20 protein-coding genes are annotated in these 19856 nt (G+C 45.6%); 9 read left to right on the top strand and 11 right to left on the bottom strand.

The features are described from left to right. Nucleotides 1–6: 6 nt before the first annotated feature. Genes HGT73_RS09205 through HGT73_RS09190 form a run of 4 tightly spaced genes read right to left on the bottom strand, consistent with a single transcriptional unit; the run spans nucleotide 7 to nucleotide 3937 of the window. Nucleotides 7–1038, bottom strand: a complete 1032-nt coding sequence (locus HGT73_RS09205; protein WP_214213992.1) for a FliG C-terminal domain-containing protein — start codon at nucleotides 1036–1038, stop codon at nucleotides 7–9. Further along, complete coding sequence (gene fliF / locus HGT73_RS09200) at nucleotides 1013–2596, bottom strand: flagellar basal-body MS-ring/collar protein FliF (protein WP_214213990.1); 1584 nt, start codon at nucleotides 2594–2596, stop codon at nucleotides 1013–1015. The genes HGT73_RS09205 and fliF overlap by 26 nt, the downstream gene beginning before the upstream one ends. 9 nt (nucleotides 2597–2605) lie before the next feature. After that, nucleotides 2606–2920 (bottom strand): flagellar hook-basal body complex protein FliE, encoded by a 315-nt coding sequence (gene fliE / locus HGT73_RS09195; protein WP_214213988.1) that lies wholly within the window; start codon nucleotides 2918–2920, stop codon nucleotides 2606–2608. 18 nt (nucleotides 2921–2938) lie between these two features. Further along, entirely contained in the window at nucleotides 2939–3937 is a 999-nt protein-coding gene (locus HGT73_RS09190; protein WP_214213981.1) for a sigma-54 interaction domain-containing protein, read from the bottom strand. Between the two features lie 339 nt (nucleotides 3938–4276). On the opposite strand from HGT73_RS09190, the gene HGT73_RS09185 reads away from it, so the two are divergent. The 9 genes from HGT73_RS09185 (at nucleotide 4277) to metR (ending at nucleotide 12397) form a co-directional block, all read left to right on the top strand. Further along, nucleotides 4277–5128, top strand: coding sequence for a FliM/FliN family flagellar motor switch protein (locus HGT73_RS09185; RefSeq protein ID WP_214213979.1), 852 nt, complete (start codon nucleotides 4277–4279; stop codon nucleotides 5126–5128). 3 nt (nucleotides 5129–5131) lie between these two features. Continuing rightward, the gene (locus HGT73_RS14935; RefSeq protein ID WP_276516237.1) at nucleotides 5132–5512 is read left to right on the top strand and encodes a FliM/FliN family flagellar motor switch protein; all 381 of its coding nucleotides are present in this window, start codon (nucleotides 5132–5134) and stop codon (nucleotides 5510–5512) included. Further along, nucleotides 5509–6264: a flagellar type III secretion system pore protein FliP gene (gene fliP / locus HGT73_RS09175; protein ID WP_214213977.1), complete on the top strand. Its 756-nt coding sequence runs from the start codon at nucleotides 5509–5511 to the stop codon at nucleotides 6262–6264. Before HGT73_RS14935 ends, fliP begins: the two co-directional genes overlap by 4 nt. Before the next feature lies 1 nt (nucleotide 6265). Further along, nucleotides 6266–6538, top strand: coding sequence for a flagellar biosynthesis protein FliQ (gene fliQ, locus HGT73_RS09170; RefSeq protein WP_214213967.1), 273 nt, complete (start codon nucleotides 6266–6268; stop codon nucleotides 6536–6538). A gap of 6 nt (nucleotides 6539–6544) precedes the next feature. Then, entirely contained in the window at nucleotides 6545–7327 is a 783-nt protein-coding gene (locus HGT73_RS09165) for a flagellar biosynthetic protein FliR (protein WP_214213959.1), read from the top strand. Beyond that, on the top strand, nucleotides 7311–8435 hold the full coding sequence (gene flhB / locus HGT73_RS09160) for a flagellar biosynthesis protein FlhB (protein ID WP_214213957.1): 1125 nt from the start codon (nucleotides 7311–7313) through the stop codon (nucleotides 8433–8435). The genes HGT73_RS09165 and flhB overlap by 17 nt, the downstream gene beginning before the upstream one ends. Further along, the gene (locus HGT73_RS09155; RefSeq protein WP_214213955.1) at nucleotides 8428–10509 is read left to right on the top strand and encodes a flagellar biosynthesis protein FlhA; all 2082 of its coding nucleotides are present in this window, start codon (nucleotides 8428–8430) and stop codon (nucleotides 10507–10509) included. Before flhB ends, HGT73_RS09155 begins: the two co-directional genes overlap by 8 nt. 136 nt (nucleotides 10510–10645) lie before the next feature. Beyond that, nucleotides 10646–11167, top strand: a complete 522-nt coding sequence (locus tag HGT73_RS09150) for a tetratricopeptide repeat protein (protein ID WP_214213953.1) — start codon at nucleotides 10646–10648, stop codon at nucleotides 11165–11167. A gap of 312 nt (nucleotides 11168–11479) precedes the next feature. Further along, nucleotides 11480–12397, top strand: a complete 918-nt coding sequence (metR, locus tag HGT73_RS09145) for an HTH-type transcriptional regulator MetR (protein WP_214213952.1) — start codon at nucleotides 11480–11482, stop codon at nucleotides 12395–12397. Nucleotides 12398–12525: 128 nt separating this feature from the next. On the opposite strand, the gene yigL is transcribed toward metR, so the two are convergent. The 7 genes from yigL to corA all read right to left on the bottom strand — a co-directional run bounded on the left by yigL (nucleotide 12526) and on the right by corA (nucleotide 19593). Next, a complete protein-coding gene (gene yigL, locus HGT73_RS09140) occupies nucleotides 12526–13332 on the bottom strand; it encodes a sugar/pyridoxal phosphate phosphatase YigL (RefSeq protein WP_214213950.1) in 807 nt (268 codons plus the stop codon). Between the two features lie 58 nt (nucleotides 13333–13390). Then, nucleotides 13391–14386, bottom strand: a complete 996-nt coding sequence (gene pldB, locus HGT73_RS09135) for a lysophospholipase L2 (protein WP_214213948.1) — start codon at nucleotides 14384–14386, stop codon at nucleotides 13391–13393. A gap of 2 nt (nucleotides 14387–14388) precedes the next feature. After that, nucleotides 14389–15012, bottom strand: coding sequence for a threonine export protein RhtC (gene rhtC / locus HGT73_RS09130; protein ID WP_214213947.1), 624 nt, complete (start codon nucleotides 15010–15012; stop codon nucleotides 14389–14391). A 36-nt stretch (nucleotides 15013–15048) separates the two neighbouring features. Continuing rightward, nucleotides 15049–16872 (bottom strand): ATP-dependent DNA helicase RecQ, encoded by a 1824-nt coding sequence (recQ, locus tag HGT73_RS09125; protein WP_214213945.1) that lies wholly within the window; start codon nucleotides 16870–16872, stop codon nucleotides 15049–15051. Nucleotides 16873–16887: 15 nt separating this feature from the next. Next, entirely contained in the window at nucleotides 16888–17766 is an 879-nt protein-coding gene (gene pldA / locus HGT73_RS09120) for a phospholipase A (protein WP_214213943.1), read from the bottom strand. A gap of 290 nt (nucleotides 17767–18056) precedes the next feature. Continuing rightward, nucleotides 18057–18293 (bottom strand): DUF1471 domain-containing protein, encoded by a 237-nt coding sequence (locus HGT73_RS09115; protein ID WP_214213941.1) that lies wholly within the window; start codon nucleotides 18291–18293, stop codon nucleotides 18057–18059. Nucleotides 18294–18639: 346 nt separating this feature from the next. Continuing rightward, entirely contained in the window at nucleotides 18640–19593 is a 954-nt protein-coding gene (gene corA / locus HGT73_RS09110) for a magnesium/cobalt transporter CorA (RefSeq protein WP_214213938.1), read from the bottom strand. Between the last annotated feature and the right edge of the window lie 263 nt (nucleotides 19594–19856).

Below are 19856 nucleotides of genomic sequence, written 5' to 3'. Positions count from 1 at the left end.
TTTGCATTACTCAACGGTGCGTTCTGCGTACATTTGGATCGTTATCTCCCCCTCTTCCGCTAGCTGGCGAAGGGTGGTCATAATATCGCGTCGGACTTGCTCAATTCGGCTAATCGGCACCGGACCGAGTCGCGTCGACATTTGCTCAAGCTGACCAACTTGTCGTTTCGGCATAATGGTAAAGAGTGTGTCGCGCAGAACCGGTTCTGCACCTTTCAACGCGATTGCCCAGTCTTCGAGAGCGACTTCATCAAAGAGACGTTGTAGGGTTTCTTCGCTCTGACGACTCAAGATAAAGAACTCATACATTTGATCTTCGAGTGCTTTAAATAAAGAGGCGTCCTGCTGTTTCATTTGCTCTAAAAGCTGATTCTGCTGCTCAGGAAGGCGGTTAATAATATTCGCCGCATGTCGTGCGCCGGTGATGCGTGAGCCATGTTCGGAGATCGTTGAAATACCCCGATCAATCAACCGATCTAACTCGGCAATTACATCGCGATTAATATCATCGAGGCGTGCGATCCTGAATAGAATTTTATCTTGTAAATCAATTGATTGCATAGCAAGCACTTCTGCCGCCACATCGGGCGGTAGAAAGGCAAGAAAAATGGCTTGTAGCTGTACATGCTCTTGGTTGATCAAGGCCGAGAGTTGCGAGGTATCGACCCATTGTAATCGCGCCATACGATAGCGGATGGCATCCCCATAGATATGGTTCATCACACTGGTGGCAATCTCTTGGCCGAGGGATTTTTGTAGAATATTTTGTAAATAGGCGCGAGAGCCACCATGAATTCCACTTTGCTGGCGGTAGTCATCAAAAAAGTGGTTCAAGGCCTGATGTGCTTGCGATACTTTAACTCCTTGCAGCCTCGCCATCGTTTCGCTCAGGACAATCACTTCCTCGCGAGACAGTTTTTGCATAACCTGCGACGCGGCATCTTCTCCAATGCTCAGTAACAGAATGGCAGCTTGCTCGACACTGTTACGCTGGCGTGTCGTAAGCGAAACATTAGACGTTGTCGCGGGTTCGGTCATTACTATTTATCCACTGTTTGATAACTTCAGCCACACGATCGGTTTCGTTGGCCGCCAGCTGTTGTAGGTAGCTAACCTTGTCTTCAATACCTGATGCACGTGGGGGTAAATCAGATTCATTTTCAAACTGATGTTTCTCACTCTGCGTTGTCGCATTTATCTCTGTATTGAGTGAATGATCAGCAGCGGAGGATGTCGTTTTCCGAGCAGTGACCGCTTTGATCGCTGGACGAACAATGATGAACAGGAATAACAATACTAAGACGCCGACCCCACCCCATATCGCCCAAAACTGGATATCAGGCTGCTGCCACCATGCAAGCGTAGGCAGTGTCACCGTCGGTGGCGCGATAAAGGCTAGTTTATCCAGTGTCAGCATATCACCGCGTTTCGCCTCAACCCCTGCGGCGTTTTCTAATAGACTCTTGAGCTGTGCTAACTGCGTGTCAGACATTTTCGCGACAATATCCGTGCCGCTATTTAAAGCTACGGCAATTTGCAGTCGAGTCAGTTGCTGCGTTGGATAGTTAATATGCTTAATTTGATGGTCGTAAGCATATTTACGCTGCGTTTGACTGTAACGGTGATCGGATTTCTGTCCTTCGGCATCCGTGGCTTCTGAGGTTTGCGGACGATTGCTTAAGGTTCCCGGCACGCCAGAAGCAAGAGCTTGCACACTGGTATCACTATTCAACTGCTCTTCGAGAACTTTAGGCTCCCCTTGGTAGCTCTCTTGAGTCTCTTCCATACGTCGAACATCAATATCAGGCATTACCGTTACACGGTAATTTTTTTGCCCTACCGCAGAATCTAGCAACTGCGTTAAGTTCTGTAGAATAGGTTGGCTGATACCCTGTAAGACATCTGAGGTTACTGCGGGTGAATCTTCGCTACGCTCATTTAATAAAGCCCCCGTTTGGTCAACGATATGGATATTCTCAGCATTCAGTCCTGGTACACTCCCCGCCACTAACTGCGTAATAGCTCGAACTTGTTGCGATGTTAGGCGTACTCCCGCAGCCAGTGTCACTAGGACAGAGGCGGTGCTTGCCGGTTGATTAGATAACACAAAACCGCTTTCTGCCTGAATACCAAGATGAACTCTCGCTTCATCAACCCCTTCTAGCGACATAATACTGCGTGCTAATTCGCCTTCTAACCCACGTTGATAACGGATATTTTGGATATATTGGCTGGCTCCTAGTACCTCATCCTTATCCATCAGTTCTAATCCCGGTGCGACTATTGGCTGGATATTTTTACCCGCTAATACCATTCTCGCCCGTGGTAATACTTTGTCCGCCACCAAGACTTGGCCATTTTCAGGATTGATACGAAAATCAATCTGTTCAGCAGCTAACGTGCTGGTGACAGCGTCAGTCGACACTCGCTGATGCGCGCCATACAACGGAACATAATTAGCCTGTCCGTGCCACAGTGTGGTCACGATAATCAGGGTTACAACGGCTCCCGCTAAGGCTAGTACCCAAGGCTTTTTTAGTAATTCCATCGAGAATTGACGTTTTACAAGCCAAGATTTCAGGGAATCAAACATCATCGTTCCATATTAAAGGGGAGTATTCAAAATATCGTCTAATGCGCTGCTTAACTTATTACGTACTTGCAGCAACGCCGTAAAACTGATGTTAGCTTGTTGGCTGGCAATCATTGCCCCGGCTAAATCATCGCTTTGACCGGCATTGACCGCATTTTGCTGGGTGCTGGCTTCCAACTGCAAATGATTAACTTCACCAATGGCTTGTGACAACACCGATTGAAAACTTTCATTACCCGTAGTGGCCGGCATATCAATCGCCGGTATTGAATGACTGATCGGCGCCAACGAGCCCGTATTTGCCCACAACGAAATTTTAGGATCCATAGTAATTACCGAATAATATTAACGACATAAACCGGATTGACGCATCGAACTGAGACGATAACGTAATGCGCGAGGGGTGATTCCCAATTTTTCGGCGGTGAGTGTTTTATTGCCATTAAATTGTTTGAGAACGTCCAACACATATTGCTGTTCGACCTGTTTACCTTTATCCCTGATTGCGGAAATATTGGCAGCGTCGGGCGCTAAGTCAGGGTGAGAACAGGCGATAGCAGGTAATCCAAGATCCTCTACAGTAAGTTCGCCCCCTTGGCAGAGAATCAATCCACGTTGCACCTTGTTCTCCAACTCTCGTACGTTCCCCGTCCACTCATAACTGAGCAGTGCACGCTGTACTTCGGCAGAAACTGTCACTGTTGAAGAGGTAAAGGTACGGTACTTCTCTATAAAATGTGCGACCAACGGTAGAATATCTTCTCGGCGCTCACGAAGTGGAGCAATAGTGATAGGGAGAACGGCTAAACGGTAGTAAAGATCCTGTCGAAATCGTCCCTCTTTCACGGCCAAGGGAATGTCTTGGTGGGTCGCGGCAATAATTCTGACATTTAATTTGATACGGCGGGTACTCCCTAAGCGTTCCACCTCTTGTTCTTGCAGCACTCTTAGTAGTTTGACTTGAAGAGACAGAGACATGTCACCAATTTCATCCAGCAACAAGGTTCCCCCATTGGCTTGCTCAAACTTGCCGGGCATAGCCTGTACCGCCCCGGTAAACGCGCCTTTCTCGTAACCGAATAGCGTTGCTTCTAACAAACTCTCAGGAATAGCCGCACAGTTAACGCCAATATAGGGCGCAGTGTTTAACGAACCAAATTGTTGCCGATGAATATAGCGAGCAATACACTCTTTACCGGTTCCTGATTCACCATAAATCAGGACTGGCACCGCCACCTTGGCTATTTTTTCAGCTAACCGTAGTGTTTCGATACTCTTTGCAGCGCATGAAATAAGATCAGCATCAGCATCAGCAGTATTTATCCCTGGAGAATAAGTACTCATTGATATTTCCCAAATGTTAAGTAAATTTTTCGATAATTTTTTTAATACTTCATAACAGTAGGGGGACTTTTTTGTTCTATTAATAAACAAAACTGAAATGAGAATCGCATTATTATGTAATTTTACAGAATATTATTCTTATAGTTTATATAAATCAGCATAAAAATCTAAAAACGTAAAATTTTTAATGTCTTTTAGATCTCCATTACAGAATATTCTGATACAAATTTAAACAAAACCCTTGCAAGCCGCAACCAATATCTCATAATATTCTTAATAATTTCTTACCAAATGCTCAGTATTAATCATCGAATACGGCATACGTTTACCGGGCAGAACATGGTTTTGGCGAAAGCAACACTCAAAAAACTTAATATTGAGGCGGATGATAATGTGCTGCCCCTCGCCGTCAGCCAGTTGGGGAAACCTTGGCATAAACTCTCTGAACACATTAATAAAAATTACGATAATTTCGATGCCGGATTAAGTCGTTATTTTTTAACAAAATTTAGAATAAATACCGCTCTCGCAACCATTGCCTTTTCTCTTGAAGAAAACAAGAAATGCCACCAGCTTTATGCTTGCTCAGCAGGCAAAATTGCCTTTGAAATCGAACGCCCCTTGTTACTGAGATTACTGCATGATTTTTACGGCGTGGCGGACTGTCCTGTTTCCCCGAATACAATAGAGATCACACAGACAGAATTACGTTTGCAAGAACGCTTGGGTGATGAAGTCAGTAAGATATTCTTAACGCCGGAAGTCATTGGCCTGCCAATTACTTTACAGCCGCTTCATAATCAACAACATAGCCATTGGGCGTGGTCACTCTCTTTCCAATTACGGGGCTATCCACAAGGTGGGATCACGCTGCGTTTTGATCATCAATTAATCGATCATATTCTCAGTGCATTACGTCAAGAGAGCGAACAACTTCCTCCCTCAGCCCTCACTGATGGACAACTCGAGCAGCAGCTACGTCGGGTTCCTTTTACCTTGCAAGCACAGTTGGCGAGCGTTGAAACCACGCTTGAGCGTTTACTGGCATTGAATATTGATGACGTATTGCCGATTTTTCTCAATGAGTCCATCCCGGTTACTTTAGGCGATGAAGTCCTGTTCCATGCAACAGTCTCGGAACACCAAGGGCAGCTCGTTTTGTCAGAATTTATTGATTATTACACCAGGTAAAGCATGAACTACGATAATACAACGCCTCCATCGGCTTTTTCTCTGGACGATATATCGCTGGATGAATTGTCAACGAATCCGATGGATTCGCAACCCTCCGCAGATCTTGACCAGCAAAAGGCAGAACAACGTAAACGCCAGCTTTTCAACCGAATTCCGTTGACCTTAACCCTAGAAGTCGCATCGGTAAATGTCTCATTAGCCGAATTATTAGCCATCGACAATAGTTCAGTGATTGAACTGAATAAGATGGCAGGCGAACCGTTAGATTTGAAAGTCAATGGTGTGCTATTCGGTAAAGCAGAAGTCGTTGTGGTCAACGATAAATATGGCTTACGGATTATTGAATTCACCGGACAATCATTGAGCGATTTAACTCCATGAATCTCACCTTTAAAGGGTGTTACTTACCGCTAATGCTTGCTGGCGGCCTACTCTTTTCCTCGCCACTCTTTGCCGCGGATATGGGATTACCGTTGTTTAGCTCACAGGCAAGCAATGGTTCACAGCAGTACAGCGTTAACATCGAAGTCCTAGTTTTAATGACTTTACTCGGTTTATTACCGATTATGGTCCTGATGATGACCAGTTTTACCCGCTTTATTATCGTGTTGGCGATCTTACGCCAAGCCTTAGGCCTTCAACAAACTCCGCCGAATAAAGTCTTAACGGGTATAGCCTTATGCCTAACGTTACTGGTTATGCGCCCTGTCTGGACGACAATCAATCAACAAGCCATTCAGCCTTATCAAGCACAACAACTCTCACTGACCGATGCCTTACAACGTGCCAGTACGCCATTAAAAAACTTTATGCTCGCGCAGACCAGTAAAACCGCGCTTGCACAAATAATGACGATTGCTAAAGTCAGTGGCGATCCGCGAGATCAAGATCTGACCATCATCACACCCGCCTATCTGTTAAGCGAGCTTAAAACCGCATTTCAAATTGGTTTTATGATCTATTTGCCTTTTTTAGTGATCGACCTGATTGTCTCCAGCATTTTGATGGCAATGGGAATGATGATGTTATCGCCGATGGTCGTCTCGCTACCGTTCAAACTATTGCTTTTTGTGCTTTGCGATGGTTGGTCACTGATTACCGGTACGCTGACCCATAGTATTCAGGGATTTTAAGATGTTTACCCTCGAGAGCATTAGCGACCAAATGGGCAGCGCTATTCAGCTAGTGTTGCTCATTTCTGCCGTGATCATTTTACCCGGCTTAGTGGTGGGATTATGTGTCAGTATCTTCCAAGCCGCGACTCAGATTAACGAACAAACACTGAGCTTTTTACCGCGTTTGGTGGTGACCTTAGTCGTATTAATCGTGGCGGGTAAATGGATACTGGTTAAATTGATCGATTTCACTGAGCTGTTATTTCATCAAGCTGGCGCAATAACCGGATAATGCCCAATGCTTGATGTGACCGCACTTTACAGTCATCTACTGACCTTCTTGTTACCTTGGGTACGTATACTGGCTTTTTTACAATTCAGCCCCTTGGCAGAAAGCACGCTTATTTCTCGAAAAATTCGCGTGCTGATCTCGCTGGTCCTTACCGCCTTAATTACTCCCTTACTCCGAGAAACGCCGCTGCCTGCATTACTGTCCGTAACCATGCTATGGCTTGTGGCTGAACAAATTATCTGGGGCATGGTTTTCGGTCAATTATTGCAATTTGCCTTTTCATCGATGCAAACCGCAGGACAAATTATTGCGATGAATATGGGTTTATCGATGGCCGTACAAAATGATCCGGTCAATGGCACAAGCAATACACTGATTGCTCAACTCTTTAATTTGACCATGATGCTTATTTTCTTTGCCGCAAATGGCCATTTATTATTGGTCACGGTGCTGTACAAGGGGTTTATTTTTTGGCCAATCGGATCGGCGCTCTCTTGGCCTAGCTTTCAGGTGTTAATCAGTAGCTTTGGCTGGATTATCTCTGCGGCAGTAATTATCGCCCTGCCCTCGACAGTGATAATGCTATTAATTCAAGGAGTGTTCGGCCTACTCAATAAGGTATCCGCCAGCCTTAATCTGTTTTCTTTAGGATTCCCACTGGCCACGTTGGCAGGCATTATCAGTATTGCACTACTGATTCCTGCTTTGTCAGAACACTACTTATCTTTAACCAACCAAATTATTCACCAATTCGATTTATTACGGGGGGCTCATGTCGCAAGCCAGTGATAAAACCGAAAAAGCGACCCCCACTAAACTTAAAAAAGCCCGAGAAAAAGGCGATGCGGGTCGCGCAAAAGAACTCTCTTCCGCGGCCTCATTGGCGATTGCATTTATCACACTACTGATATTAACGCCGTGGTATTGGCATCTGATCGGTGAGTTCTTCCAACGCATGCCCAGTCAGCTATCGGTGTCTGATCGCAACGATGCGTTGTTATCTCTTCTAGGCAGTGCCCTTCAATTGGTACTCATGATTGTTCTAAGTTTCTGTGGGGTGCCTTTGGTCGCCGGCTTAGTCGCCCTATTAAGTGGGGGCTGGATATTTAGCCTGCATAAACTTATTCCTGATATCAAACGGCTGAACCCGCTTACAGGCATCGCCCGATTAGTCGCGGTCGACAATCTGATTGAACTTGCAAAAGTCTTGGTTAAGAGTGTGATTATCTTGTCGATGCTAGGGGTTGTGCTTCGACATTCTCTTGCAGACATTATGCTTCTTTCGCGCCTGAGTTGGCCAATAGTACTGGCCATTAGTCTCAAACTGGCGGCGACGCTTTTCGGCTATTTTGTATTGCTAATGTGTGGATTTGCATTAATTGAATGGCCACTAAGCCGTTATCAATTTCAACGCAAAATGAAAATGAGCCGCCAAGAAGTTAAAGATGAATTTAAGAATACTGAGGGAAATCCACAGATAAAGGGACGGTTACGGCAGCTACAACGGCAAATCGCCCAAGGTCAATTACGAAAAACGGTACCGCAAGCCAATGTTATTATTACCAATCCGACACATTATGCCGTGGCGCTTAAGTATGATCCCAATGCCGCTTCGGCTCCTTATGTTGTCGCTAAAGGTATTGACGATTTAGCCCTTTATATTCGACAACTCGGGGAAGAACATGCCATTGAAGTCGTGGAATTTCCTCCTTTAGCCCGGGCCGTTTATGCCTCGACCCGCGTTAATCAGCAGATTCCCCATCAGCTCTATCAAGCTATCGCGCATGTTCTCACCTATGTGATGCAACTACGTCGCTGGCGTGAAAATCAGTCATTACAAAAACCACGTATAAACCAAACGTTACCACTGCCCGCCGAAGGACAATTTAGTGAATAAATTCAAACTGCCCCAATGGTTGCCATTAGGGAAGACATTTCCATTGGGTGTACCGATTTTAGTGTTATCGGTCTTATCAATGGTCATTTTACCCTTGAATCCACTGGTTCTCGATTGTCTGTTTACCTTTAATATCGTGCTGGCTATTTTAATCCTGCTGGTGTCGGTTAATGCTCAACGTCCACTCGATTTCAGTATTTTTCCAACACTGCTACTGATTACTACTTTGCTGCGACTCTCATTAAACGTTGCCTCCACACGGGTCGTCTTATTGCACGGTCACGAAGGCGAAGGCGCAGCCGGTAAAGTGATCGAGGCATTCGGCCAAGTGGTTATTGGTGGTGACTTTGTGGTCGGATTGGTCGTCTTTATTATTCTGATGATTGTCAATTTCGTCGTAATTACCAAGGGGGCTGAACGGATTTCTGAAGTCTCGGCACGCTTTACGCTCGATGCTATGCCAGGAAAACAAATGGCTATCGATGCGGAGCTGAATGCAGGGGCGATTACTCAAACACAAGCCCGGGCAAGACGCGCGGAGGTCACTCGAGAAGCCGATTTCTATGGTTCGATGGATGGCGCTTCAAAGTTTGTGCGCGGCGATGCGATTGCCGGAATGTTGATCTTAGTTATTAATATGGTCGGAGGCATCGCGATTGGAATGGCGAAGTATCATCTTGATGCCAGCCAAGCGTTCCAACAATATGTGTTACTGACCATTGGTGATGGCTTAGTGGCACAGCTCCCTTCACTACTGCTATCGACAGCGGCGGCGATTATTGTCACCCGAGTCAGTGATGGGCAGGATATTCGCCACGAAGTTCGAGAGCAACTGCTTGCACAACCCACGGTGCTCTACACCGTAGCCGGGATTATGCTCGCGATGGCGCTGGTTCCGGGAATGCCCCATATCGCCTTTCTGAGCTTCACCTTATTGCTGGCGTTTACTGGCTGGCGTCAGTCGAAACGTATTGTCGCCGCAACAGGTATGACTTCGGATATTATCGAACATCAACTTGATAACCAGCCTCCTCCACTAGAATGGGAAGGTCTGACGCTGACCGAGCCTCTGGGCCTCAACTTAGGTTACAAGTTAGTCAACCTTATTGACCAACAACAGGGTGGTTTGCTGTCACAACGTATCACCGGTGTGCGTCAAATCCTCTCTGAAAATAGTGGTGTTCTCCTGCCCGAGATCCAAGTACGCGAGAATTTTCGTTTAAAACCGACACAGTACAGTATTCTGGTTCAAGGGATCCAGGCAGCGGTAGGTGAAGTTTATGCTGATAAATTAATGGCACTCGCCAGTAACGAAATTTATGGCGAACTTGACGGGATTTTGGGTACAGATCCCGCGTATGGGATGTCCGCAATTTGGATCGATCCGTCTCAAAAAAGCCAAGCCTTACGTTTTGGCTACCAAGTGGTCGATTGTGCCAGTGTGATTGCCACTCATGTTAATAAGATCGCCAAGCTCTATCTGCCCGATCTTTTTCAGTATGACGATATTACCCATTTACATAAACGTTTAGCGGCCCAAGCCCCGCGTCTCAGCGACGATTTAAATCATGCACTGACCTACACACAACAGCTACGAATTTATCGGTATCTTTTATTAGACGGTGTCAGTTTAAAAGATATTGTCACTATCGCGACCGCGCTATTAATCGGCCACCAAGTGACTAAAGACCCACTGCTGTTGGCCGCGGATGTTCGCTATGCCTTACGCCGACACATTGTGCAAGAGATCAATAAAAATCGTTCTCAGTTTGCCGTATTTACGCTGAGCGATGAACTTGAGAACCTTTTACTGCGAGCACAACAAGCTGCGGGGAATAAAGAGTTGGATAATATCCCACTGGATCCGCATTTACTGTCTCAGCTGCAAACCAATATGCCTTTAATGACTCAACAGATGAAAGCAGAAAATCTACCCCCGGTATTGATCGTTCCTCCAGCTTTGCGCCCATTGCTCGCCCGCTACGCACGCTCTTTCTCTCGTGAACTATTTGTACTTTCCTATAATGAAGTCCCTGAAGATCGTGAAGTCGTTATACGGGGTCATTTAACCTAATCGGGAGATTTTGGGGTAGACTGGCCTGCCTTTCAGATATCGGCGTAAAGCGATTTAGCTTAGATAAGCGTAGACTGTTATGACTCTACCTCAGGGAGGCACTCCCTGAGGCGTCGATATTGAACGAGAGGGCCTTATGAAATTTTTGATCCCAACCAGTGTTGCCGTTTTAGCGCTAACACTTTCCGGTTGTAGCACTTATCATCGATTTGTGAACTATTTTTCATCATCATCAACACACGCCACCTATGCCCAACAGGCAGAGCTCGATAATCAGATCAAGCGCTGTGAAAATCAACAAGGGGATGCCTGTATTACGGCGGGGACAATGTATGAGATGCGTGGTAGTCAATACTATGCTCAGGCGGTACGCTACTATCAGCTGGCAACTGGCCTTAAACAACCTGCTGCCTACAGTGCGTTAGGACATATGTTTGAGAATGGTTATGCACTGCCTAAAGACTTAACGCGCGCCCGTGAGTTATATCAACAAGGGGCAGAGTTGGGCGATGCCACTTCGTATTTATATCTCTCCAATCTTTATCGTTACGGTCGCGGAACCGATAAAAATCTAGCAAAAGCACAGCAATACGCTGAATTAGGATGTAAAAAAGGCAATGTTGTGGCGTGTAGTGTACGTCGCCAAATCAACCCCTAGCGAGTACCTTGACTGCCCCGTGATAAGTCATGCTGAGGCGGGGCACGACCGTGCTTTATTTTAGCGACTCCCTCCAGATCCCCCGAAAATTCTCCGCAAAAGTGAGATAAAACCGCGATCACTCTGCTGACTGTTCGTCAAACTCAAGAGAGAGGAAAACGTCATCGTTTTTCAATGATGAGAAAGCTGCGTGATCAAGTTGAAGAAAAATAACGTAGATGTTTAGACATCCAGATGTTTACACACCCGGTAATAATCAGTACATTGTTGGCTATAAAAAGAGAGTCATCATTACCAAAGGTAAAACGTACCATGATTGAGATTAAGCATCTGAAAACACTGCAAGCCTTGAAACAGACCGGATCTTTAGCCGCTGCAGCCGCTCATTTGCATCAAACTCAGTCGGCGTTATCACATCAATTTAGTGATATTGAGCAACGTCTAGGCTTTCGACTTTTTGTACGTAAGAGCCAACCCCTGCGATTCACACGTCAAGGTGAAGTCTTACTTCAGCTCGCCGATTCCGTATTGCCGCAAGTTCATCAAGCCTTACAGGCATGCCAAGCCCCTGAGCAAACGACCCTTCGCATCGCCATCGAATGCCACAGCTGTATTCAATGGATGACCCCAGCACTCAATAGCTTTCGAGAGCAGTGGCCACAGGTAGCTGTAGAATTTATTTCAGGGGTTACTTTCGATCCGCAACCCGCCTTACAACAAGGTAAGCTGGATCTGGTTTTAACTTCAGATATTCTGCCGAAAAGCGGATTGCACTATACGCCATTATTCGATTTTGAAGTCAGGCTGATCGTGGCCGTGGACCACCCTTTAGCAACCAAACCCACTATCTTACCGGAAGACCTCAGCGAAGAGACCTTACTGATCTACCCAGTGCAACGTCAGCGTATCGATATTTGGCGCCATTTTTTACAGCCTTCGGGCATTTCGCCATCCTTAAAAACGGTCGATAACACCTTATTGTTGATTCAGATGGTATCTGCCAACATGGGTATTGCAGCGCTACCCCATTGGGTGGTGGAGAATGTTGAGCGGCAAAAATTGGTGGTGACGCGCACTCTGGATAATGGTTTGTGGAGTCGATTGTATGCAGCAACGCGCGAAGGGGAAAACCGTCAGCCGGTACTCGACGCCTTTATCACGCACGCGCAGCAACATGCCCGGCAATTACCTTTTGTCCGTGATGCCTCCGGAGCACTGGTCACCGCCTGATCGAAATATCACCTACAGAGTGGCCTATTAACCTTCAGGTGACAAGACGGTGCCAACTCGCCCTCTTCTTATCGATAATTGCCAACCGATAACGGTTAGCATCAGGCGTTGCGACATATATATCGTCGTTAGTCAGTCACTGCATATAATTGGCGTAAATAACGAGGTACGGCATCTTGACCATTGTTGCCAATCACCGCTAAGTCGGGGAGTAACTCTTTTAATCGCTGCTGGCCATTTTCCATAATGCAGCCTTTACCCGCCATACTGAGCATCTCTTTATCATTCATACCATCACCAAAGGCAATACAGTCTTGTAGGCTGTAGCCGAGTCGACGAGAGACTTTATCTAAAGCATGGCCTTTCGAGACACCGCCTGCCATGACCTCTAAGCAGATCGGTAATGAAAAACTGACGTTGACACGGTCGCCGAAACGGGCGACTAAGGCCGTTTCTAACTGTAATAATTGTTGATGATCATTGCAGGTAAAAAAGACTTTGCTTATACCTTCTAACGAAAAATCTACCGGCTGATAGATCTGATAACGAAAATCAGACTCCATAAAAAATGAAGAATCATCATGGCATTCCCGAGCGATGAACCACTCATCATCACGATAAATTTGGGTCAAGATCTCCTTATCTTGATACTTAAGCAGGATAAGTTCTTCAGCGATATCTCTGTCTAAGTTATGAGCAAACAACAAATTGCCTTGCGTATCATGCACACGTGCGCCATTCGATGTAATCATATAAGCATCGATACCAAGTTTTTCACGGATCTGCGCTACATCAACATGATGACGACCGGTTGCAAACACAAATGAGACACCACGCTGAGTGACACGCTGTAGTGTCTGGGCAGCAAAGTCGGTTAATGAATGCTCTGGAGAGAGCAAGGTTCCATCGAGATCAGAAGCAACAATAGGGTACATGACGACCTCTCAATTATGCAGACTCAACACTATTTTGAGCCCGAGAAATTAAACTGCTTTAGGTATTAAAGGTTAAAAAATAATCCGTAATTTTCTGTAATGCTTTCGCCCGAATTTCATCTTTTTCAAATAAAATTTCGTGACGGGCGCCATCCATCACCTGCGGATGGTCGCCATAACAGGGAAAACCGGCGAGATTTCTCGCTAAACAAAATCGGTCTTGCGCTTGATTATCAACCACTTGATCTTCGCTAGCTTGTAATAACAACACGGGGTGGGTCAGCGTCGGCGCAATATTCTCAATATGACGTCCAGTCAGAATCGCCTCTCGTACCCAATGCGTAGTTGGCCCACCAATTTGTAGTTCAGGTTGATCGGCGTAGAAACGAATGTTTCGCTGATAACGCACACGACTATGAGTCAGTGTATTGATGCCAAACGGTATGGCATGCCAGTGTCGTGTGCCATATGCAAAGGTTTCCCGCAAATGAGGACGAGCTTCCGTCCAATTAAGTATTCGTTCTACGACCCACTCAGGCATTGGTAAAACAATGCCAAACATCGGTGCCACCAACGCCGTGGCTGTAAACCGATCGGGCTGACGCTGCGATAATAGCGTCACTATTGCCCCCCCCATCGAATGGGCTAGGGCAAAGGTTTGTTGATAGCGGGATGTCGAGATCTCAATGTCACATAATTGGGCCAAGTCATCGACGTAATCTGAAAACTGGACAACATGGCCCAGTTGTGGATCGTCCAGCAATCGATCGGAAAGCCCTTGTCCGCGATGATCGATGATAAAAATATCATAGCCACAGTTAAAGAGATCCCATGCTACTTCGGGGTACTTCACGTAAGTTTCTGAACGACCGGGAACGATTAAAATCGCTTTTTTATGCGATGCTGACGTCAGCCTTACGTAGCGAATCGTAATCCCCTCTTTGCCCACAAACTGACGTTCTTGCCGCTGCCGCCAAAATGATAACAATGGCCCGGTAATAAATGCCGAGAATGCTTTCTCTCTATGCGTCCATTGCGAAGGTAACTTCTTCATCGTTAGCGAGAAAAGATAAGATGTAAACCAAATGCGACAAATAGAGTTCCCGCCACACCATCAATCCATTTAGCTAACTGTTGATATTTCGCCTTCATCCACGGTAGCGAGAAGAGTGTAGCGACTAAGCTGAACCAAATCAGTGTTTCTGCAACAATAAGGATAAAGATTGCAGTACGAGTCACATTACTGACGTCGTTACCGACAATGAGGGAAAAGATGCTACCAAAATAGATAATAGCCTTAGGGTTGGAAAGATTAGTCAGTAAACCGCGTATAAAGGTATTTTTCTTGCGGCTTGTTGGTACCACTGTCGTCTGCTCACTGCTAGATGTTCGAGTTTGGCATGCTGAGCGAAGCATTTGTATCCCCATCCATGTCAGATATGCCCCACCCGCCCATAGGATCAGTTGGTGTAACCACGCCATTTTTTTCAACAATATATTGAGCCCTAAGAGAGCCACTGCCGCCCAAATAGCAACGGCGAGAGTAATTCCCATGACCCCTTTAAATGCGTCGCGTCGAGATTGGCTGGCCGCCGTTTGTGAGATAAAGAAAAAGTCCGGACCGGGGCTCGCCAGCGCAACAATCTGTACCAGCGCAACGGTAAGAAACAGAGTAATCATAAAAACTCCTTTGAGTAATAGACATAGAGTACAACGTTATTCTTCATCCACATGCTGCTTGATCAACTGCATAAAAGGACGCCCAAATCGTTCCAGCTTTCGCTGACCGATACCGTTAATTCCCAACATTTCTGAAGGTGAATGCGGTTGAATTTCTGACAGTTCAATCAATGTTGCATCGTTGAAAACAACGTAAGGGGGAATGTTTTCTTCATCAGCGATTGCTTTTCGTAACTTACGTAATTTAGCAAAGAGTTTTTTATCATAGTTACCGCCAGATATGCGGCTCGTCATAGGGCGAGTTTTAGTTACAATGATCCGGGGTACGGCGAGCTGCAAGGGTAATTCACCACGCAATACCGGCCTCGCACTCTCGGTCAATTGCAGCGCCGAGTGTTGGCTGATATTTTGTGTCACCAACCCAAGATGGATAAGTTGCCGTAGGACATTGACCCAGTGCTCATGGCTTTGGTCACGGCCGATGGCATAAACGGGAAGCTTATCATGGCCAAATTCTTTAATACGCTGGTTGGCCGCACCGCGTAATACTTCAACGATATACCCCATTCCAAAGCGTTGTCCGACTCGATAAATCGTCGATAGCGCTTTTTGTGCATCAACGAGGCCATCATAACGGCGGGGAGGATCTAGACAGATATCGCAGTTACCGCATGCTGCTTGACGATTTTCACCAAAGTAGTTCAATAAGACCAAACGTCTACAGGTCTGAGCCTCAGCAAAAGCCCCCATCGCATTCAGCTTATGTCGTTCAATATCTTGACTGACCCCCGGGCTTTTCTCGTCCAGACAACGGCGTAACCATCCCATATCCGCAGGGTCATACAACATCATCGCCTCAGCGGGGAGTCCATCTCGCCCTGCTCGTCCGGTTTCTTGGTAGTAAGATTCAATGTTACGCGGAATATCCATATGGAAAACAAAACGAACATTAGGTTTATTAATTCCCATACCGAACGCTACCGTCGCCACGACAATATGTAAATCGTCGCGTTGGAAGGCTTCTTGTACCCGCGCACGTTCATCAGCGTCTAATCCTGCATGGTAAGCACCGACACGCCATCCACGGCTTTGTAACCGCGCTGTGGTATCTTCAACCTTAGCCCGACTGTTGCAGTAGATAATGCCGCATTTACCACGCTGATCACGTAAATAGGTCAGTAGTTGATCGGTAGGTTTGTATTTGTCCACTAAGGTATAGCGGATATTAGGCCGATCAAAACTACTAATTTGAATAAAAGGATTTTTTAATTGAAGGCGTTGCAAAATGTCGTGACGGGTCGTGCTATCTGCCGTAGCCGTCAACGCCATAATGGGTAAGTGCGGGAATCGTTCTCTTAGACGGCCAATTGCACCGTATTCCGGCCGAAAGTCATGGCCCCATTGCGAGATACAGTGGGCTTCATCAACCGCGATCATCGCTGGCTGCCACTCACTTAATGTATCGAGAAAACTCTCCATCATTAAGCGTTCAGGCGCGACATAAAGGAGCTTAATCTCCCCGCGACGACAGGCTTGAAAAATCTGCTGTTGCAGCTCTCTCGGCTGACTCGAGTTAAGACTTTCCGCATTCACGCCATTAGCACGAAGCTGATCGACTTGATCTTTCATCAAGGAGATTAACGGAGAAACTACCAGCGTTAGGCCATTTTGCACTAACGCGGGAATTTGATAACAGAGTGACTTACCCCCACCGGTAGGCATCACGACAAGACAGTCTTGCCCAGCAATCGCCGCTTGTATAATACTGTCTTGACCGGGCCGGAACTGCTGGTAACCAAACGTTTCCTGCAATATCTGGATTGCCTCAGTTTCCTGGCCCGCTTCTACCAATGTTGCCACAAGCTACCTGTTATATCAGAGAACATCATTAAGGGTTAGACCAATACCGATTCGAGTTTGGCGATGATTATAATCGATCATCGATTCGCCATAACCACTGTAAAGCTGGGTATAAAATCTGACGTTACGAGTGATAGGATAGCTCCAACCAAGCTGTGCACCACCGTATCCAGACGTCCAGTTATATTGACCTTCAACACTGAACACGCTTTCGCCCCACTTATATCCTAATTTCGCACGATAATGCCCCATGTATCGGATGATATCCGGATTATCATCATCACCGCCGCCAGTATCGAGGCGAACCCAAGGTTTAATTTCGGCAGTCATATTACCATTTTCCGCCATTAAACGCAGGTAGGCTCTGTTCCAGCTACGAGAGGTAGGGTCACTGCGTCCGTTCGACTCATGGTTTAAACCGGTTTCCACATCTCGCAGCGTCCAGTCTCCCAATGAATAATCGGTCGCCCAGCCCACAAAAAGTTGCGGTTCATAGTTAGTTTCACGGAAGGGAGAAGACTCTTTACTGTTTGAGATCTGCCACCATGCACGTTGAGTATAGGAGGCGGCTAAGACAGAGTTGTCGCCTAAAATGCCACGCCAAATAGGGAAAGCGAGACTCAGTTGGAATTTCAGCTCATCTTTACGTGCATTGCTCGCCCAGTCATAGCTTTCAATAGCCGTTTTGTTAATGTTACTAGTGTAGGTATATAAAACGTAGTTATCTTCATAAGGATACAAGACAAAAGCATTATCATATTTATGTAATAGATTAGAAATAATGCTGCCAGGTACTGGCGAATTATTTTGTACACCAACGTCATATCCACTTTCTGCATGAGCTACCAGAGGTAATCCCAGCACTGCGGCCAACACTAAACACTTTCGTTGCATAGTTATCCCTATCACCTGTCATTAAATAAAGTAGCCTAAATTGGCTATGAAAAGGCTGTACCAAAGGCGTAATTTTGACCTGAAATTGCTTTTTATGACAGAAGAATATGATGATAAATGACAACATACTCGAGCGAATGCTGATTCTGGGACGTTTTTAAAGGAAGTCTAGTTTTAGGCAGGCTAAGCGTTCAGGGGAAAGGTGGAGACAAAAGGGACGAGGTAAAAAGTGAAACGGTTATCAAAAAACAGAAGGATGATAGCTTCCTATCACCCTTATACGGCTATCATTAGTTTTTACGACCTAGACCAGAAATATCTTCGATATTGTGCAGAATAGCTGTCATCCGTACGAAGTTACCTGAACTTGCTCCGGTGATGGTATATTCCGCTCCATGCATTTCTGCGATTTTCATAATTTTATTTTCAGCGCCTTGTACTGAAAGATCAGTAACAGAGACACTTTTTGCAGAAGTGATAGCTGGTAGTGCAAGTAAAGCAAGCATTGCGATGGTTATTTTTTTCATAATATTATCTCCCTAGTGTGTAGGGAGTACTCTACACATCTATTCGTAATTAAGCGTTTCCTTTTGTAAATATATGAATTAAAAAATATTAATTAGTGACATTTTTTTGACAAATAATACTGTTTCGCATGGCATCTAAAAATAAAAATGTTTTAAATCATAACTTTAAAAACAAACACTCAGAGAGCTAGTCTTTTAATCTTTAATTTAACTCATCTTTTATTGATGAAAAATGAGAAAGGAATTTCACTAATGGCAATAAGCAGTAAAAATAATCCTGTATTCGCTATTATGGATTTTTACGCTTTAGATAAGAAAACGGCGCCAAAGGCGCCGAAAGAAGAGGTTATAGCCAGTTTTTACGCTTGAAGTAAAGGTAAGGAGCTAACCCTGCAAGGATCATCAATAAAATTGCACCAGGGTAACCAAATGCCCATTTCAGCTCTGGCATATACTCGAAGTTCATACCGTAGCTTGATGCCACCAGCGTTGGCGGTAGGAAGACGACTGAAACTACTGAGAAGATTTTAATAATACGGTTCTGTTCTATGCTGATAAAACCCATTGCCGCTTGCATCAAAAAGTTAACTTTTTGAAATAAAGATTCGTTATGCGGTAAGAGAGAATCAATATCACGCAATACTTCGCGAGCCTGTTCGAGTTGATTAGCCGGAAGGCGTGCTTTGCGGATTAAAAAGTTCAATGCCCGCTGGGTATCCATCAAGCAAAGGCGTACTTTCCAACCAATATCCTCAAGTTCTGCCAAGCGAGAGAGTGCTTCGTCATATTCTTCGCCTTGTTGACCTTCCATAATCACACGGCTCAATTTTTCTAATGCACTGTAGATGTTTTCGATCTCATCCGCGAGCTGCTCGATTTTTGTCTCAAATAGATCAAGCAATACCTCAAACACATTCCCATCGACCAGGGTTTGACTGCGCGCGCGCATACGATAAAGGCGGAAAGCAGGGAGTTCGCGTTCACGTAACGTGAATAGGCGGCCGTCACGAATGGTGAATGCAACCGTGGCATTACCTGCGTGATCATCAGCATCTTCGTAAAAAAAGAAGGAGTGAATATGCAAACCATCTTCATCTTCAAAGAAACGTGCAGAGGCTTCAATATCTTCAAGTTCTGGTCGAGTCGCCAAACCTTGACCGAGTGTTTGTTGTACCAGATCGCGTTCATCTTCATCTGGCTCAATGAGATCAACCCAGACGGCATTAGAAAGCGCGGTGTTGCTCTCTTCTGGTTCCATCCGGCCCAAGCGATTTTCTTCAAGTTTGAATGCACTCAACATAGCAGTATGACTCCCCTTGCTTATCGGCAGGGACAAGACAAAGCCAACACTCATCGGTTAAAACGAGTCGTTTAGCTATACTCGAACACGAGGCTCACAGATTGTGAAAATATCAGTGCTGATGATCATGATGACGGGAAATAATCACCGGTAAACAGCTAGGTTTACCGGTCAAAAGAGAGGTAACCTTAGCCTTTTTTCCTGTTAAGCAGGAAGTTGATCCAGCATCGACTGGGTGTGTCCAAGGTCTTTGTCCTCTAAGA

Source organism: Rosenbergiella australiborealis (genome assembly GCF_018494035.1).
In the GTDB taxonomy this organism is placed as follows: Bacteria; Pseudomonadota; Gammaproteobacteria; order Enterobacterales; family Enterobacteriaceae; genus Rosenbergiella; species Rosenbergiella australiborealis.
Note: the sequence above shows the minus strand (reverse complement) of the source record. Positions and strands in the feature narration are given on the sequence as shown.

Coding starts and splice junctions, on each gene's coding strand:
- HGT73_RS09205 (WP_214213992.1), bottom strand. CDS start 1,038: ATGACCGAACCCGCGACAACGTCTAATGTTTCGCTTACGACACGCCAG.
- fliF (WP_214213990.1), bottom strand. CDS start 2,596: ATGATGTTTGATTCCCTGAAATCTTGGCTTGTAAAACGTCAATTCTCG.
- fliE (WP_214213988.1), bottom strand. CDS start 2,920: ATGGATCCTAAAATTTCGTTGTGGGCAAATACGGGCTCGTTGGCGCCG.
- HGT73_RS09190 (WP_214213981.1), bottom strand. CDS start 3,937: ATGAGTACTTATTCTCCAGGGATAAATACTGCTGATGCTGATGCTGAT.
- HGT73_RS09185 (WP_214213979.1), top strand. CDS start 4,277: ATGGTTTTGGCGAAAGCAACACTCAAAAAACTTAATATTGAGGCGGAT.
- HGT73_RS14935 (WP_276516237.1), top strand. CDS start 5,132: ATGAACTACGATAATACAACGCCTCCATCGGCTTTTTCTCTGGACGAT.
- fliP (WP_214213977.1), top strand. CDS start 5,509: ATGAATCTCACCTTTAAAGGGTGTTACTTACCGCTAATGCTTGCTGGC.
- fliQ (WP_214213967.1), top strand. CDS start 6,266: ATGTTTACCCTCGAGAGCATTAGCGACCAAATGGGCAGCGCTATTCAG.
- HGT73_RS09165 (WP_214213959.1), top strand. CDS start 6,545: ATGCTTGATGTGACCGCACTTTACAGTCATCTACTGACCTTCTTGTTA.
- flhB (WP_214213957.1), top strand. CDS start 7,311: ATGTCGCAAGCCAGTGATAAAACCGAAAAAGCGACCCCCACTAAACTT.
- HGT73_RS09150 (WP_214213953.1), top strand. CDS start 10,646: ATGAAATTTTTGATCCCAACCAGTGTTGCCGTTTTAGCGCTAACACTT.
- metR (WP_214213952.1), top strand. CDS start 11,480: ATGATTGAGATTAAGCATCTGAAAACACTGCAAGCCTTGAAACAGACC.
- yigL (WP_214213950.1), bottom strand. CDS start 13,332: ATGTACCCTATTGTTGCTTCTGATCTCGATGGAACCTTGCTCTCTCCA.
- pldB (WP_214213948.1), bottom strand. CDS start 14,386: ATGAAGAAGTTACCTTCGCAATGGACGCATAGAGAGAAAGCATTCTCG.
- rhtC (WP_214213947.1), bottom strand. CDS start 15,012: ATGATTACTCTGTTTCTTACCGTTGCGCTGGTACAGATTGTTGCGCTG.
- pldA (WP_214213943.1), bottom strand. CDS start 17,766: ATGCAACGAAAGTGTTTAGTGTTGGCCGCAGTGCTGGGATTACCTCTG.
- HGT73_RS09115 (WP_214213941.1), bottom strand. CDS start 18,293: ATGAAAAAAATAACCATCGCAATGCTTGCTTTACTTGCACTACCAGCT.
- corA (WP_214213938.1), bottom strand. CDS start 19,593: ATGTTGAGTGCATTCAAACTTGAAGAAAATCGCTTGGGCCGGATGGAA.